Here is a 14,980-nt window from a genome sequence, read left to right as displayed (position 1 = left end):
AAGATTTTTTTATTAATAACTCTCAGTTTTGGCGGGGAAATTCATTGTTTTTACATCATCTATATAATGCTGTGCAGCTTCTGTCATTACGGTATACAGGTCTGCGTAACGCCTTAAAAATTTGGGTGAAAAATCTTTGTTCATTCCCATTACATCCTGTATAACCAATACCTGTCCGTCTGTGCCTACACCCGCACCGATTCCTATTGTTGGGATAGATATTTGTTGAGAAATTTGAGTAGCAAGATCAGCAGGTATTTTTTCAAGCAGTATTCCAAATGCTCCTAATTCTTCCATTAAATGGCAATCTTCTATCAGTTTTTTTGCTTCGTCTTCATCTTTTCCTCTTACAGCATACGTTCCATATTTATTGATAGATTGAGGCATTAACCCTAAATGAGCCATTACAGGAATACCGGCATCAATTATTTTTTTTACATCCTCCCTGATTTCTGCTCCACCTTCAATCTTAATAGCATCTGCACCAGTTTCCTGCATCATGCGGATAGCTGCATCAAGAGATTTCATGGGATTTCCAGATACAGTTCCAAATGGCATATCAGCGATCACCAACGCTCTTTTGCTACCATTCACTACTGATTTTGTATAATAGATCATTTGGTCTAAGGTGATGCTTAATGTCGTTGGATTTCCGATCATTGTATTGGATGCACTATCTCCCACAATGATTACATCAATTCCTGCTTCATTAATGATCTTCGCAGTCGTATAATCATAAGCCGTCAAAACACTTATTTTTTCGCCTTTCTCCTTCATTTTTTTTAATTGAAGCGTGGTAATCTTTTTCTTATCTTCTTTTTTATGAACTGACATTTTTATGTTTTTTGTTTTACACTAAGTTCCTGTACTTTATATAAGCATTACAAAATAACTAATTATATAACCAGTTATGCAAATGTAATGAATTAATAATTACCAAGATGAATGTATTGAATTAAAATTATTAATTGTATTTAAAATAATGTCATAAAAAGATCCCACAGAAGATTGTCTGGGCAATAATTTACTGTAAATACAGGAATAATAAAGCTCCGAAATAATCCGGAGCTTTATTGATACACATCATCTTACTTATTATTATTATTATTATTATTATATATTCAAGGTTACCATCCTAAATAATATTCATGATCCAGCCAGTACGGCCAGTCTAATTTAAAATGGGTCTGAAGCATTTTTTCCGCTTCACAGAAGGCGCCTTCCACCCAGCCTTGCTGATCAGAATAGGCTTCCCCGATAATGTGGATTTGCTCATCCATCAGTGGTTTTCTCATATAAGGCATGACATCTTTCACTGAGAAACCTGCTTTCCAGGCATGATATCCTGCGCCATAAGGATCGTCTGTCCAGTCTCTGAAATAGGTTATATAAGGTTGTGGAATATCTATACCATGCAATTCTTTCAATTGGTTTATCAATTCGTTGACCATGAACTCAGTGGCCTGAACATCATCAAATTTGTGTAATTCTTCCATGGATGTAGACTTGTTCGCTCTTACTTTGAAAAGAACTTTGTCATCAGAAAGCGCTTTCCAGAAAGTTTCCGTTTCCATATCACCGTAACTTCCCAGCAGCATTGAATTATTATTCTCAGCATCAGTACCGAAATAGTAGCACTGTCTCATAGGTAAGTCCGTAATAGAATGCCCGGAATAAATATCAAGATCTCTCCACCAAGGACGGTCAAAGCCCATCAGGATTTTAAATGCAGGCTCCATAATTATAGAACGGATATTTTCATTCAGTTTCTGATGTCTGTTAGCATCGAAAAAGAAATTATTCTGATCCAACAGTTCAAGAGATTTTCTTGGCATACCCAATACTATGGAATTGGCATATACTTTCCACGTTGTATTGCTTTGTATATTCAGGAAAGTAAGTTCATATTTATGAGTATGGATCAAATGGTGGTCTTTGGTGAAGGTAATCAGCTTATTTTCAGACCAGATGCGTGCTCCTTCATATTCCATATAAGCATTCGCAATTGCATAAGCAATGCTGTCGTAGCCTTCTTCAATCGTTTTGTAGGTAGTGTCGGCAGAAAAATCTCCTACCATATACGGAAATGCCTCAGCAGAATTCCAGTTGATGGTATTTGAATAATATCCTCCGGCATTGGCCAAAAACTCATAACCTTCCTGAGAAACCTGGTCCTTGATTAAATTCCAGAAACCGATATCATTTACCAGACGTTTGTCATAAGGAGAACCCGGGAAATTGTAAACCATCCTTGGTTTGATGGCATCCCAATCTCTGCTGGTCAGCTGGAAAGAGTAATCATAACCGTTAGGATCTTCAATGATTAATTCTTTATAGTTTTCTACTACCCATGGATCCGACATTAAAACATTGTAAATGATTTTATTAAATAGCTGGTCAGAGCTGAAGCCTTCATCCCCTTCATTCAGATAATAACGGGTAATCAGTTTGTTATCGTGTTTCTGTTCTTCTGTCCATGCATTTTGTTTGAAACGTTCTTTTCTGATGTACATCAGAAGTTTTTCCGGTTCACCCATAGGGAACTCAACAGGGGTCATCTTATCTTTTAATACAGGTGTTCTTTTGCTCGGATCCTCTTTCAATGGATAACCCTCTATCAATGTGGTTACAATTTCCTGAGAAGTCAGGTAGCGCATTCCTCCAAGCTCACCCCAGAAATTCATTCCCGGCATGACTACGGATTCCAGTCTTCCGCCCAATCTGTTACTCATATCGAAGACCTGTACTTCGTGAGCCTTATACTTATTATCGGTTACCAAACGGAAAGCTGTATAGAGTCCGGAAGTTCCGGCACCAATAATGGCTACTTCTACTTTCAGATCGGGCTGCATTCCCGGATACAGCGGTGTATCTTTATTTACGTTTTTTTGATTCATGGTTTTATAATTTTTTAAAGTGCTAAGAAATATTTATATCCTAATCGGAATGGAGTAATGTCAAAATCGGTATGTCCGTCTAATGCGAGATCAGACATGATTTTACCTAAGAAAGGGGTGAATTTTGCGGCCCATCCTGTGGCATAAATCACAATGTTTTTATGATTGGGGACATAAGAAGGAGCAAAATCAATCAGTAATTCTTTATTGGGAATTGTGCTCAAAGCGATAAGACATGTTGAAGTATATTCCGGTTCAATATTCAGACCCGTCATATGGTTTTGTATCCATTGGGAAGTATAGGCGAGTTCCTTCGGGTTCGGAATCAATGTTCTGTCATTGGGTTCCTCCAAAGGCTCGATGACAAAATCCGGTGCTACGCGGATATATTCCGGATGGTCCCATTCAACAGAAGGAAAACCGTAAAACTGATTGCCGTTATCTCCCGTTGCATTCTGGAACACAAACCAGGTTGGATATTGTATTGCAGGATCAGTCTTTTTGAAATAAGCAGAAGACATATTCCAGTAGGTAGCTTCTATTTTAAAATCAAGTAGGTTGATAACACTGTTTATATATGGTCCGGGAATAATGGCCAGTTTTTTGGCGATATAAATTCCGTTGGGAGTGGTAAGCTCAAAAAGTTCACCATTTTGTTTGATCTCAAGCACAGGAGAATCTTCTCTGAGTTCTACGGTTTCTTCTTTCTGGCAAAGACTTAGAAGTGTTTCAATAGTTGCTTTAAAATTAATGCTGGCTCCATCAGGCTGAAACAGGCCTACATAATTGTCCGGCAGGTTTTTGAAATGATACTGCTCTTCAATTTGCTTTGAAGTTAAGTTTGTATAGGGAACACCTAAAGCTTCTAAAGCTTTCTCTGCTTCAGCAATATTTCCTTCGGTAGAATGTACTTCAGGATCTCCAAACCAGAGGGTACCTATTTTATCGAGCAATTGGGTATCAGTCTTTTTTTGAAGCTCATCCCAATACGGTTGGGAGTCCAAAGCCATTTGTACCATATATTCATCCGGATAGGGAATCCGGAACTGACGGGATACCCCTGCAGAGCTGCCCAGCTGATTCACAAAGGTGTATTGTTCCAATACCAACGTCTTGGCCTGGCGCTGGCCGAGGTGATAGGCCGTTGCAAGGCCTATTGCTCCTCCGCCAATGACAATTACGTCGTAGTTTTCTGTAATCATAGGTTATTGTTTTTATTTTTTATAATCGTATTGAAGAGATACAGAAAAGTAAAGACATCAAAATGAAGGAATGTACCACCACTACTGATCTTCAATAATCTCTGTGTCCCATCTGCTGCGATAGATTAAGTATAGAGACGAATCTGCCGGTACATGTGCATATTCTGGTTTTCCATTGAATATTGTCACTATTAATAAGCATTTCAAAGTAACAAAGAAGAGAATATATGTTCTTAGAGTGTAAATGACCAATTGTGGTATCTAGTAGAAATACTTAATGGTATACAAACGTGTTCAGCAATGGAGCCCTGATCTTTCAAAATGACTGAAATAATGATTGGGTATCTATTGTTTTTTCACACGTTATTGATTATTTATTATTCGCTAGATACAATAAAATAGGCAGATACAGAATATTTTACTGAGCCCTAATTTTTTGCAATTGATATAAAAAAATGGTTTTACGTAAATAAAACTGAATATTTATACGGCGTTTTGATATAGAAAAAAATTAAATTCTGTGGGTTTTGTCAAATATTCATTATTATAAGAAGACAAAAATTAATTTAACTTTGCAAGTTAGATGATATACGGCTATTACGAAATTGTTGAAAATAATGGTATATTGTTGAAGGCTAATATCTCATGGACTTATATAGTCAGGAAATTAATTTAACTGATAAAGAAATATGAAATATAAATTCTTAAATTTTAAATTGAGAAAACTCGTTCATTACTCATTGATCCTTTGTATTTTATTGATACAGGTCATCATCGCCATATTTTTTTATAACGAATTTATCAACGGGAAGAAGCTGAAATTTATTAAAGATCAGCTTGAGGAAAGCCGTGCATTGGGTGGACTGACAGATAATTCGAGGAAAGATTTTCTGGATGCCCAGGAACATCTTCAGAAATATATGGCTACGCAGAATAATAAAGAACTGCAGTTATATTTTCAGTCGTTGAGAAAACTTAAAATCAATTTCGATAAGATTGGTGAATATGAAAATACAAGTCCGAGGTTGAAAAAAAATCTGGCAGTTCACAGGCAGGACACCCTGAAAACGGCGAAACTGAAAACATTGATAGACTCAGTATACCAGACTTCCCTTAATCCACCGTCAAAAATTGAGGATAAGCAGTATGAACCTACCAAATATAAAAATGATTTTGAAGATTTCAAGATTCAAACCCGCACCTATGCAGACACTGTTAAAAAGAAAGGTTTTTTTGGACGCTTAAAAGATGCTGTAACAGGGAAAGTGGATGTTCAGAAAGAAAGTACGGTGATCACAATGACCAACAACAAAACGCTGGATCTTTCTCAGGTTAAATCTAAAATGGACAACACAATAAAGTCTATGGATAAGCATTATGCTGCTGAAGTAAAGAAAGTACAGATGCTTGCTGCCCAAAAACAGAAGAGCAATCTACAGTTTTACAGCAATTTCAGTAAACTGCTGGTATATAGTAACGGCTTAATAGAAGTGTACGAAAATGCTATCAAAGATTTTAAAACTGAACTGGAAAAAGAATATAATGAGCAGAGTTCTAATAATAACAGGATTAGGACGTATCTGGTATTGGGCTTGATGATTCTTATGTTTATTGTATCCATTCTGATCATGTATTTTACAAGAATGGCATTTATTTATGAACAAAAACTGGACGCCGCTAATAAAGAGATTAAAAAGAACCTTAATTTTAAAAACAGAATTCTGGGAATGTTGAGCCATGACCTGAGATCTCCGTTAAAAATCATCAATATTTTTATAGATAAGATTCACAGAACTACAGAGGATGAAACAATAAAGGATTATCTTAAATCTATCAAGTTTACCAACAGTACTCTGCTTCTGCAATCTAACCAGATTCTGGAATACACAAAAAATGAGAATGCTGAAAAAGAACTTATAAAATCAGTTTTCAATCTTAAAGATGAGATCAGTTCTATTGTGAAGGTAATTACTCCTTATCTGGAAACCAGAAATAACAGGTTTGTGGTAACAGACAGAATTCCTGAAGAGCTGGTGGTATATTCTGATAATATAAGAATCAACCAGATTTTTATGAATATTCTGGGGAATGCCAATAAGTTTACAGAAAACGGACAGATTGATCTCGTAATGGCTACAGAATCTATAGGAGAAAACCAAATTTCCTTAATTACCACGGTAGGAGATACCGGAGTGGGGATATCAGAATCTGATTTGGGTAAAATTTTTGATCCTTACTATCAGGGAATGGTATCTGATGAGGTAGATAATCTGGGAGCAGGACTTGGTCTTAACCTGGTAAAGGAAATCGTAGAGCTTTTCGATGGTGATATATCGGTGGAAAGTAAACTGCACAAAGGAACGAAAGTGACATTCAGGATCAACTTAAATAGTAATAATAATGGAAACATCAATTCAAAATAAAGAGATTATTTTCCTGCTGGCAGACGATCACAGCATTGTGCGCCAGGGAATGGAAATTGTTATCAGTGATATTGTTCCCAACGCTAAAGTGTTTCAGACATCATCCTTACATCAGGTATTGGAGCTGATAGAATCAAAAGGGGTTGAGATGGCCATCATTGACGCACATTTCCCGGACGGAAACAGTCTGCATATTCTGCCTCAGATGAAAAGTGTAAATCCTGATCTTAAAGTTTTAATTTTTACAGGACTTGAAGAGGAACTGCATGGCCTTAAATTTATCAAAGCGGGTGCTAACGGCTACCTGAGCAAAATGAGTGAAGAGGAAGAGGTAAGGGAAGCTATCACAACTTTTATAGAGAAGGGAGAGTATTTTTCTGGTCTTTTAAGGAATCTATTGGTGCAGCTTGTTTACAATCCGGATCTGATAAGCCCTCTCAACAGTCTGACCAAACGGGAACTGCAGATTGCAGAACTTTATGCCGAAGGATATGGAAACCTGGAAATTTCAAACAGCTTGAATATCAAACAGAATACAGTAAGCACAATCAAAAAAAATATCTTTGAAAAACTGAAGATAGAGAACATGGTTGAGCTGGTGGATCTCATTAAAACACATCATAAACTATAGCAGTCTTTAGGATATTTTTCACTTCTTATGATCAGAGAATTTAATTTTATCGATAAATATCTATAAGGGAATCGAGATGTATCGATGGGGTTTATAGAGGATTTTATTTTGTAATGTTGTTCCTTTGTACTGTGAAATTTAAGCAACGAAAAAAGTAAATCAAAAATGCTTATTCAGGTTTTAAATTTTATACAAAAAACAACAAATGATTATAGCTATACAATTAATAACTGGTAGTTATAAAGACACAAATGATGAAATTAATAAAACACTGATGAAATTAATTGGAGTGATGAGTAACCTTAATTGGGCTTCTTAAAAGACCAAATGAAAAAAACACAAATACATATAAAAAAGAGGTTCAGTTGACGGTTACAATTACAAAACAAAAAAGGAGGCACACAGCCTTCTTTTTTGTTTTTTATCATTTGATAAACAGATGCTGTAATGTATATCATAGTTTTGTATCAAAAAGATGACAGGAGAAAGAGATTTGGCTGTTCTGCTTCAGAACATGGAACCGGTATTAAATGCCGGAGAATATGTATTTTGTACTGTTGAAAACCTGAGTGAGATACCGGATACAGACAAGGTTTTGTTTTTCTTTCGGGAAACTGAAGCGGTTACTGTTGTTTTGAAAAAAGAGACAGCAAATGAATGGAGGATGATTTACAGTTATATTGCTTCATGGATTACTCTGAATATTCATTCTTCCCTGGAAGCTGTAGGGCTCACTGCGGCCTTTGCAAATGCCCTGAAACAGGAAAATATCAGTTGTAATGTAGTTGCTGCTTATTTTCATGATCATATTTTTATTGCAAAAGAAGATGCTGAAAAAGCAATGAAAGCTCTTCATGCATTGAAAATGGTTTAAGAAGTTTCAAAAAATGATCTTACACTTTCCACTTATCATTTTCACCTTCAAAAATGTCTAATCGAATTCCTAAAATGCCCTGTTGAGAAAGCTTTTGAGTGTTCTGCCTGTTTTTGTGTTTTATGTTTGCACCATAATCAAACAAAAATAAACTACAATGAAAGCAATCAGAAAAATCTCAGCCGTTAGCCTATTATGCTTAACTTTTTTTACCGTAGTGACAGTTTCCTGCACTGAAGAAAATGAGCCTCCCACGGTACAGGAGGTACAAAACAGAAACCACCAAACTGCCAAAACCCAATTCATAAACGTTAAAGGAAATGCCATTGCATACCGTGTTTTAGGAAAAGAAGATGGAATTCCATTGGTGCTTCTGCCGGGATTGGGTGGGTCAATGGACGATTGGGATCCTGCCGTGACGGATGGACTGGCAAAGAAATACAAAGTAATTATCTTCGACAATAAAGGAGTTGCTTCTTCAAAGGGAATTACTCCCAATACAGTTCAGGCAATGGCTGATGATGCTGTCGATTTTATCAATGCATTGAACCTGAACAAAGTGAATATCATGGGATTTTCCATGGGTGGGTTTATTGCTCAGAGAATCGTGCTGACCCATCCTTCACTGATTAATAAAGTGATTTTAACCGGAACAGGTCCGCAGGGGGCAATCGGGTTGTCTAATCTACCTAATATTATTGCAGGAACAGCCGGATTAAGCCCGGAAGCTTCCTATCTAAAATTTGGATTTACAGAATCGGCTCAAAGTACAGCAGAAGGAAAAGCATCTTTTGCAAGAGTTCAGCTTCGTACTACAGACAGAGACCTTCCGTTAAATGATGCTGCTTCTAACTCGCAATTTACTGCCGTACTGGCCTGGGCTCAACCTAACGCTGATGCTCTTACAGAAATACAAAAGATCAAGAACCCAGTACTGATTGTTCATGGTGAAAATGATCTCCCGGTGTCTGTTCAGAATGCTAAAAATATGGCGCAGAATTTAGATCAGGCAGAATTGGTGATTTTCCCGGATTCTGGACATGCTTCTTTCTATCAATACCATGATACTTTTGTAGGGAAAGCAATTGAGTTCCTTGGGAAATAGATTTTAATTATAACAAAAAGAGACTGTCTCAAAAGTGTCATTCTGAATGAAATGAAATGGAGTGAAGAATCTAATATGTTCGGTTACTAATAAGATTCTTCCTTCGTCAGAATGACAAAAGTCAATTTATTTGACCTTTGAGGCAACCTCTTTTTATTTTTTATTGAAGGGGTGGCTTAGCTGAATTTTTGCACAGCTTCCACAGTTACCGGAGTAAAAAAGTTAATCAGATTTCCATCCGGATCACAGAACAAAAGTGATCTGTTTCCCCAAGGCATTGTTGTAGGTTTCTGGATAATTTCGGAGGCTAAACTTTTAATTCTTTCATATTCTTCATCTACATTTTTAACCATAAATTCAATAATGGTTGATTTTGTTCCCGCAAATTGGGTAAGACCTTCTGAAAACATTTGCATCGTCCGGATACTTCCGATTGCAATGGTTATGGAATCTGCAGAGAGTTCTGCAAAATCTTCAGTATACCATCTGGCTGTTGCTCCCATGATTTGTTCGTAAAATTCTACTGCCGCTTTGATGTCTTTGCTGATGAGTCTTAATGAGGTAAGTTTCATAAGGTATTTTTTGTTTAAACTAATTTTAAACAAAGGTAACAGGTAGTTATGACAACAGTTTGTCAGTAGAAAATTAAAGCTTTTAAACTAAATTATTTACTAATAAAAATTAGCAATATGAATTAACTGCTTAAAGTTGATAATCTGTATTTTACGACCTTCAGATCTGATGAGTTTTTCCTGTTTAAAATCATTAATAATCCGGGCTAAGGTTTCTCTGGCTGTTCCTACCATATTTGCCAGATCTATGCGGGAAAGGGAAATGAATACTTCCTGATCAGGTTCATTATTTGATTTGTACTTATCATGAAGAATAAGCAAACTCAAAGCAGCTCGTTCCCTGACCGTACGATGAGATAAAACGGCAATAAGATTGGCCATGACACTGAATTCGTGGCTTAAAGATTTCAGCAGCAGTCTTGAAAGTACTGATGACTGGCCTAGGATATCCAGAAAACTGTCTTTTGAAATGAATGAGATAACAGAATTTTCCAATGTAGAGGTAGTGTCTCCATAAGATTCATTGCTCAGAATAGCAGAATATCCAAAAAATTCACCAGAACTGTAAATGTAAATGATCTGTTCCCTTCCATCATTATCAACCTTGTATTTCTTTATTTTCCCTTCATTGAGGTAGTAGACGCCATTAGGTTTTGTCCCGTCAGTAAATATAGGCTCATTTTTACGGTAGTTCCTGGTTTTCATTGCTCCTGTAAGCATATTTTTATCATATTCAGGGAGCTCATCAAAAAGATACTGATTATTAAAAATAAATTTTGAGATCATAATTTTTCTATACGGACTATTGAATAAACGCTAGGTTTTTTTAACTTAAATCACATTTTAAACTGATACAGATCACCAAGTTTTTTTCCTAAACGAATTACTTTTACAAAAGTAATAAAATTGATTCTGAATTAAGAAACAGAACATTTCAGAGCGTTGCAGAGAAGCTGTTTTACTTTCTGTAAAAGCCTCTAATTTATTATTAAGAATGCAAAAAAGAGTACAGCAGATATAAAGAACACTGGATAAATACTTAAGCGGACATGTTTTTCACAGTTTGACACTGACATTTCTAAATTTATTTTTTTACTTATTTATTTTATCCAGCTGTTTTTTGACAATAATACACAGCTCTTACAGAGATTTAAAATGTTCAGACACAAAGGGAAAAACAGAACCTATTTTCACAATCTTAAGCTGGCATCAGCACTTTCATTCGTTGCCGGAATAGTAAATATTGTAGGTGTTTTGTCTGTTAAAGTATTGACAACCAATATAACAGGACATTTTGCTTTCTTTTCTGAAGAGATACTTCTAGATCATTACAACGAAGCACTTACTTACTTTCTGTTTATTATCTGTTTTCTGAGCGGAGCTTTTTGTTCAAGCTTTCTGGTTGAATTCTCGTCAGGGCACAGAACAGTTCGTCCGCATCTCATCCCTTTAATAACCGAAATTTTGATATTGGGATGTGTAGGAATGTCAGATTATAAAGAATTAAAAATCTCGTTATCTCCTTATATCACTGCAGGTCTTTTACTTTTTGCAATGGGAGTTCAGAACTCATTGGTTACAAGAGTATCACAGTCTGTAGTAAGAACAACTCATCTTACAGGGTTGTTTACAGATCTTGGAATAGAACTTTCAAAACTGTTTTTTAAGGAGAGAAAAAATGAACAGAGACAGCTTAAAAAGAATATTACCCTTAAACTGGTTATCATTGCATGCTTTTTTTCAGGATGTATTATTGGCGGCTATAGTTATAATATGATTCAATTAAAAACACTGATTATAACTGCGGGATTATTGTTCTTCGTTATCCGATATGATAAGCTTCTGTACAGGTATTATGCCTTGAAAAGAAAGTTGAGATAAGACAAAATAAAAAAGGATATTCCGTTGATTGGAATATCCTTTTTAAATTTATGGAGTTACAGGCTGGATTACAAAAGTCTCCGTATCTGTGGTATGGGCAGAAAAATAACCCAAAGCTCCATTATTGATATTACTTGGTGGATTGGCTGGAGTAGCACCTCCGCCATTGCCTCCGGAAATCTGAAGCAGAGCACTATAGTAAGTGAATATATTGTTATCTATAGACTGCATCTCTACATGGATTTTATCTCCCACAATCACTTCATGATCTCTACCTTTGTTATCGTCATTAGGCAGAATCAGTGGCTGTTGGTTCAACATTCCGTTATTTACATTGTCTGAAAAGGTATTCATATATTTTTTAGGAAGATCATTGATCGTAAAACTAAAAAGATAACGATTCCCAAGCGGCATCGGATCGGTAAAGATCGGTAAAAGGGTATAAGTGGTTTTGTCACCAAATTTAAATGAACTCTGTTCAAGCCCGTCAAAATCAACAATTTCAGGCATACTGCTCTGAGCGGTATACTGTTTTCCTTCCGCCTGTATTTTCAGAGTATAGGTTCTTCCCGGCTGCCCCACAAAAGTGGTTGTCTGGTACATTCCGTTTCCTGTGTACTGAAGGGTTTCGGTTTGGCCGGTATCATCACTTAAAATAACCTGAGCTCCGGTTACAGCCGGATACTGATTAGGCTCTGAGAAACTAACTGATTTTGTGATTTTTACGGTATAAGGCCCCGGTTGGTTGGTTACATTTCCTTCGATGACAATATTTCCGCCCTGATCATTCAGATCCAGATCGATCTCTTTTTCACAAGAGGTTAATGCAAAGAGAGATAATATGATATAAAAAGTATTTTTCATGATTTAAAATTTGAAATTATAAGTGATGTTGGGTACCCATCGGAACAAAGAAGTCTGCATAGCACGTGTAGTTCCGGGATGGTCAGGATTGTCTTCAAAATTGATTGTGTAGGCATTTTCTCTACCATACAAATTATAAATACCGAAGGTCCATGAACCGCGGAATCGCTTATTGGAAGTTGGCTCATAAGTTGCGCTCAGATCCATTCTGTGATAGGCAGGCATTCTGTCAGCATTTCTGTTGCTGTACTGGAATATTGTTTGACCATTCAGCTCATATTTTCCGGTAGGGAAGGTAACGGCATTTCCTGTGCTGTAAACAAACAGTCCTGAAAAGCTCCATTTCGGATTAAGCTGGTAGGTGGCAACGATGGATAGATCGTGTGTTTTATCCATTCTGGCGTTGTACCATTCATTATTATTAATTCCGTTGATCTTTCTTTCCGTTTTAGAAAGGGTATAGGAAATCCATCCTGTAAGTTTTCCGCTTTTCTTTTTAGCAATAAGTTCCAGCCCGTAAGCTCTTCCTTTTCCGAACAACAGTTCACTTTCTACATCAGATCCGGCATCAAATCCAATCTGAGCCCCGTTTTTGAAGTCGATTTGATTTTTCATGGATTTATAGTAAACTTCAGCATTCAATTCATAATTATTATTGTTGAAATTTCTGCTGTAGCCCACACTGATCTGATCTGCAATTTCAGGTTTTACCGTATAGCTGCTTCCTATCCACTGGTCAGTAGGATTTCCACTGTTGCTGTTGCTTAAAAGGTGAAGATTTTGTGTGTTGCGGGAATAACCTCCTTTCACACTGCTTACTTCATTGATGCGGTAGTTTGCACTGATTCGCGGTTCAGGATTCACATACGTTTTTCCGAATTTTCCTTTCTCCAGGAATTTACTGTCGGTAAGGACTCCGTTTTCATACGTATTGAATGTATCTCCTCCCAATACACTGAATATTGCAAGTCTTACTCCGTAATTAACGGTTAACTTTTCCGTTGCTTTAAAATCATCATTGATGTAAACCGCGTTCTCCCATGAATATCTGGGATTTCTTGGAAAGCTGCTCATCGTAGTACCGGAAGCACTGCTTGGAGTAAGAGTATGATAAATAGACTGAAGGCCGAAACGTACAGAATGCTTGTTCCCGGCAAACCAGGTGAAGTCCTGCTTAAGATTCCAGTCACGTATTTTTGAATTTAAATCAAATACAGTATCATCATTTTTCAGACTGATTTTATAGTCATAATTACTGTAGATAAAAGATGTATTGGAGAATAGCTTGCTGCTGATAATGCTGTTCCATCTTAAAGTTGCCGTTGTATTTCCCCAGTCTGTATTGAAAGTATCTCCCAATCCCAAAACATCTCTTCCGAAATATCCTGAAAGGTAAATACGGTTATTTTCGTTGATCTGATAATTGGCTTTCAGGTTGAGATCATAGAAGTATAACTTGTTGTCTTTATAATCTTTGTTGGTTTTAAGAAACAAATCGGCATATGTTCTTCTTCCCGAAACAATGAATGATGATTTTTCCTTCTGAATTGGTCCTTCTACACTCAGCCTGCTGCTGATCAGACCGATTCCTCCATTCAGGTTATAGTCTTTATTATTTCCGTCTTTCATTTTTACATCCAGAACAGAAGAAAGTCGGCCTCCATATTGGGCAGGGCTGTTTCCTTTGATGATGCTGGCATCTTTCAGGGCATCACTGTTGAATGTACTGAAAAAACCAAGAAGGTGAGACGCATTATAAACCGGAGCTTCATCCAGCAGGATCAGGTTTTGATCGGTAGCACCGCCTCTTACGCTGAATCCGCTGCTTCCTTCACCGTTACTTTTGATACCCGGTAAAAGCTGTATGGTTTTCATCACATCCTTTTCCCCAAAAAGAACAGGGAGCTTTTCTATACTTTTTATATTTAACGTTTCTGCTCCCATTTGAGCGGAGGTTAAATTTTTATCCTTTTTAACAGCAGTTACAACTACTTCGTCAATGGCCTTTGTGGTCTCTTCCTGAGGCAGAAGAGGAAGGTCAAGTTTTATATTCTGATCTACTTTGATCTGCTGTTCAAAATCTTTATATCCCGGATTGGAAATAATGATGGTATAAGTACCTGCAGGCAGTGATAGAGAGTAAAATCCATACTCATTGGCTGCAACATTGATGGTAGGATCTTCACTTACTTTTACCGATACTCCGATTAACAGCTCACCGTTTTTTTTGTCTTTCACAGTTCCACTTACAGAATAGGTTTGTTGGGCTATTGCCAGGGTACTGAAACAGAGCGCTGCGGTGGCAGCGGTAATTTTTAAAAAGGATGTTTGCATTAGTTTATTTTAAAGTAGTAGATCTCTTGTATAGGAATTAATGTTTTGTTGATGTACGATTAGTTGGATGAACAGGGAATTTGTTACATGTAACAAATTAATTATGAAATAAATCCATTGAAAAAGTGTGTTTTTGAAAATGGTAAAAGCAAGAATAAAATAAGACTGTTACATAAAAAATAATATTATGCATTGTA

12 protein-coding genes are annotated in these 14,980 nt (G+C 36.6%); 5 read left to right on the top strand and 7 right to left on the bottom strand.

Going from position 1 to position 14,980, the window contains the following annotated elements; all coding sequences use genetic code 11:
• Window positions 1–12: 12 nt before the first annotated feature.
• From panB to ACPF63_RS12625, 3 genes are all read right to left on the bottom strand, one after another.
• Window positions 13–834 carry a 3-methyl-2-oxobutanoate hydroxymethyltransferase gene (gene panB, locus ACPF63_RS12635; protein WP_426480147.1) on the bottom strand — a complete coding sequence of 274 codons (822 nt, stop codon included), beginning with the start codon at window positions 832–834 and terminating at the stop codon, window positions 13–15.
• A gap of 293 nt (window positions 835–1,127) precedes the next feature.
• Entirely contained in the window at window positions 1,128–2,897 is a 1,770-nt protein-coding gene (locus ACPF63_RS12630; protein ID WP_426480146.1) for a flavin monoamine oxidase family protein, read from the bottom strand.
• Window positions 2,898–2,911: 14 nt separating this feature from the next.
• Window positions 2,912–4,099, bottom strand: a complete 1,188-nt coding sequence (locus ACPF63_RS12625) for an FAD-dependent oxidoreductase (protein ID WP_426480145.1) — start codon at window positions 4,097–4,099, stop codon at window positions 2,912–2,914.
• Between the two features lie 716 nt (window positions 4,100–4,815).
• Here ACPF63_RS12625 and ACPF63_RS12620 point away from each other — a divergent pair.
• From ACPF63_RS12620 to ACPF63_RS12605, 4 genes are all read left to right on the top strand, one after another.
• Window positions 4,816–6,522: a sensor histidine kinase gene (locus tag ACPF63_RS12620; RefSeq protein WP_426480144.1), complete on the top strand. Its 1,707-nt coding sequence runs from the start codon at window positions 4,816–4,818 to the stop codon at window positions 6,520–6,522.
• Entirely contained in the window at window positions 6,500–7,153 is a 654-nt protein-coding gene (locus tag ACPF63_RS12615) for a response regulator transcription factor (protein WP_175627210.1), read from the top strand. The genes ACPF63_RS12620 and ACPF63_RS12615 overlap by 23 nt, the downstream gene beginning before the upstream one ends.
• 475 nt (window positions 7,154–7,628) lie before the next feature.
• Entirely contained in the window at window positions 7,629–8,027 is a 399-nt protein-coding gene (locus ACPF63_RS12610) for an ACT domain-containing protein (protein WP_426480143.1), read from the top strand.
• Window positions 8,028–8,184: 157 nt separating this feature from the next.
• Complete coding sequence (locus ACPF63_RS12605) at window positions 8,185–9,132, top strand: alpha/beta fold hydrolase (protein WP_426480142.1); 948 nt, start codon at window positions 8,185–8,187, stop codon at window positions 9,130–9,132.
• A gap of 176 nt (window positions 9,133–9,308) precedes the next feature.
• Here the strand turns inward: ACPF63_RS12605 and ACPF63_RS12600 are convergent, their stop codons facing one another.
• Together ACPF63_RS12600 and ACPF63_RS12595 are read right to left on the bottom strand one after the other, a co-directional pair.
• The gene (locus tag ACPF63_RS12600) at window positions 9,309–9,704 is read right to left on the bottom strand and encodes a VOC family protein (protein ID WP_077414774.1); all 396 of its coding nucleotides are present in this window, start codon (window positions 9,702–9,704) and stop codon (window positions 9,309–9,311) included.
• A gap of 99 nt (window positions 9,705–9,803) precedes the next feature.
• Window positions 9,804–10,490, bottom strand: a complete 687-nt coding sequence (locus tag ACPF63_RS12595; protein WP_426480141.1) for a Crp/Fnr family transcriptional regulator — start codon at window positions 10,488–10,490, stop codon at window positions 9,804–9,806.
• A gap of 369 nt (window positions 10,491–10,859) precedes the next feature.
• Between ACPF63_RS12595 and ACPF63_RS12590 the strand changes: the two genes are divergently transcribed.
• A complete protein-coding gene (locus ACPF63_RS12590) occupies window positions 10,860–11,585 on the top strand; it encodes a YoaK family protein (protein ID WP_426480140.1) in 726 nt (241 codons plus the stop codon).
• 48 nt (window positions 11,586–11,633) lie between these two features.
• Here the strand turns inward: ACPF63_RS12590 and ACPF63_RS12585 are convergent, their stop codons facing one another.
• Together ACPF63_RS12585 and ACPF63_RS12580 are read right to left on the bottom strand one after the other, a co-directional pair.
• The gene (locus ACPF63_RS12585) at window positions 11,634–12,449 is read right to left on the bottom strand and encodes a DUF4249 domain-containing protein (protein ID WP_180565628.1); all 816 of its coding nucleotides are present in this window, start codon (window positions 12,447–12,449) and stop codon (window positions 11,634–11,636) included.
• 3 nt (window positions 12,450–12,452) lie between these two features.
• Window positions 12,453–14,783, bottom strand: a complete 2,331-nt coding sequence (locus tag ACPF63_RS12580; RefSeq protein WP_426480139.1) for a TonB-dependent receptor — start codon at window positions 14,781–14,783, stop codon at window positions 12,453–12,455.
• Between the last annotated feature and the right edge of the window lie 197 nt (window positions 14,784–14,980).

The organism is Chryseobacterium sp. R2ACT005 (assembly GCF_049949215.1).
In the GTDB taxonomy this organism is placed as follows: domain Bacteria; phylum Bacteroidota; class Bacteroidia; order Flavobacteriales; family Weeksellaceae; genus Chryseobacterium.
Note: the sequence above shows the minus strand (reverse complement) of the source record. Positions and strands in the feature narration are given on the sequence as shown.

Bases quoted from the DNA above. Each gene is read 5' to 3' on its own strand.
- panB (WP_426480147.1), bottom strand. From the start codon at position 834: ATGTCAGTTCATAAAAAAGAAGATAAGAAAAAGATTACCACGCTTCAA.
- ACPF63_RS12630 (WP_426480146.1), bottom strand. From the start codon at position 2,897: ATGAATCAAAAAAACGTAAATAAAGATACACCGCTGTATCCGGGAATG.
- ACPF63_RS12625 (WP_426480145.1), bottom strand. From the start codon at position 4,099: ATGATTACAGAAAACTACGACGTAATTGTCATTGGCGGAGGAGCAATA.
- ACPF63_RS12615 (WP_175627210.1), top strand. From the start codon at position 6,500: ATGGAAACATCAATTCAAAATAAAGAGATTATTTTCCTGCTGGCAGAC.
- ACPF63_RS12610 (WP_426480143.1), top strand. From the start codon at position 7,629: ATGACAGGAGAAAGAGATTTGGCTGTTCTGCTTCAGAACATGGAACCG.
- ACPF63_RS12605 (WP_426480142.1), top strand. From the start codon at position 8,185: ATGAAAGCAATCAGAAAAATCTCAGCCGTTAGCCTATTATGCTTAACT.
- ACPF63_RS12600 (WP_077414774.1), bottom strand. From the start codon at position 9,704: ATGAAACTTACCTCATTAAGACTCATCAGCAAAGACATCAAAGCGGCA.
- ACPF63_RS12595 (WP_426480141.1), bottom strand. From the start codon at position 10,490: ATGATCTCAAAATTTATTTTTAATAATCAGTATCTTTTTGATGAGCTC.
- ACPF63_RS12590 (WP_426480140.1), top strand. From the start codon at position 10,860: ATGTTCAGACACAAAGGGAAAAACAGAACCTATTTTCACAATCTTAAG.
- ACPF63_RS12585 (WP_180565628.1), bottom strand. From the start codon at position 12,449: ATGAAAAATACTTTTTATATCATATTATCTCTCTTTGCATTAACCTCT.
- ACPF63_RS12580 (WP_426480139.1), bottom strand. From the start codon at position 14,783: ATGCAAACATCCTTTTTAAAAATTACCGCTGCCACCGCAGCGCTCTGT.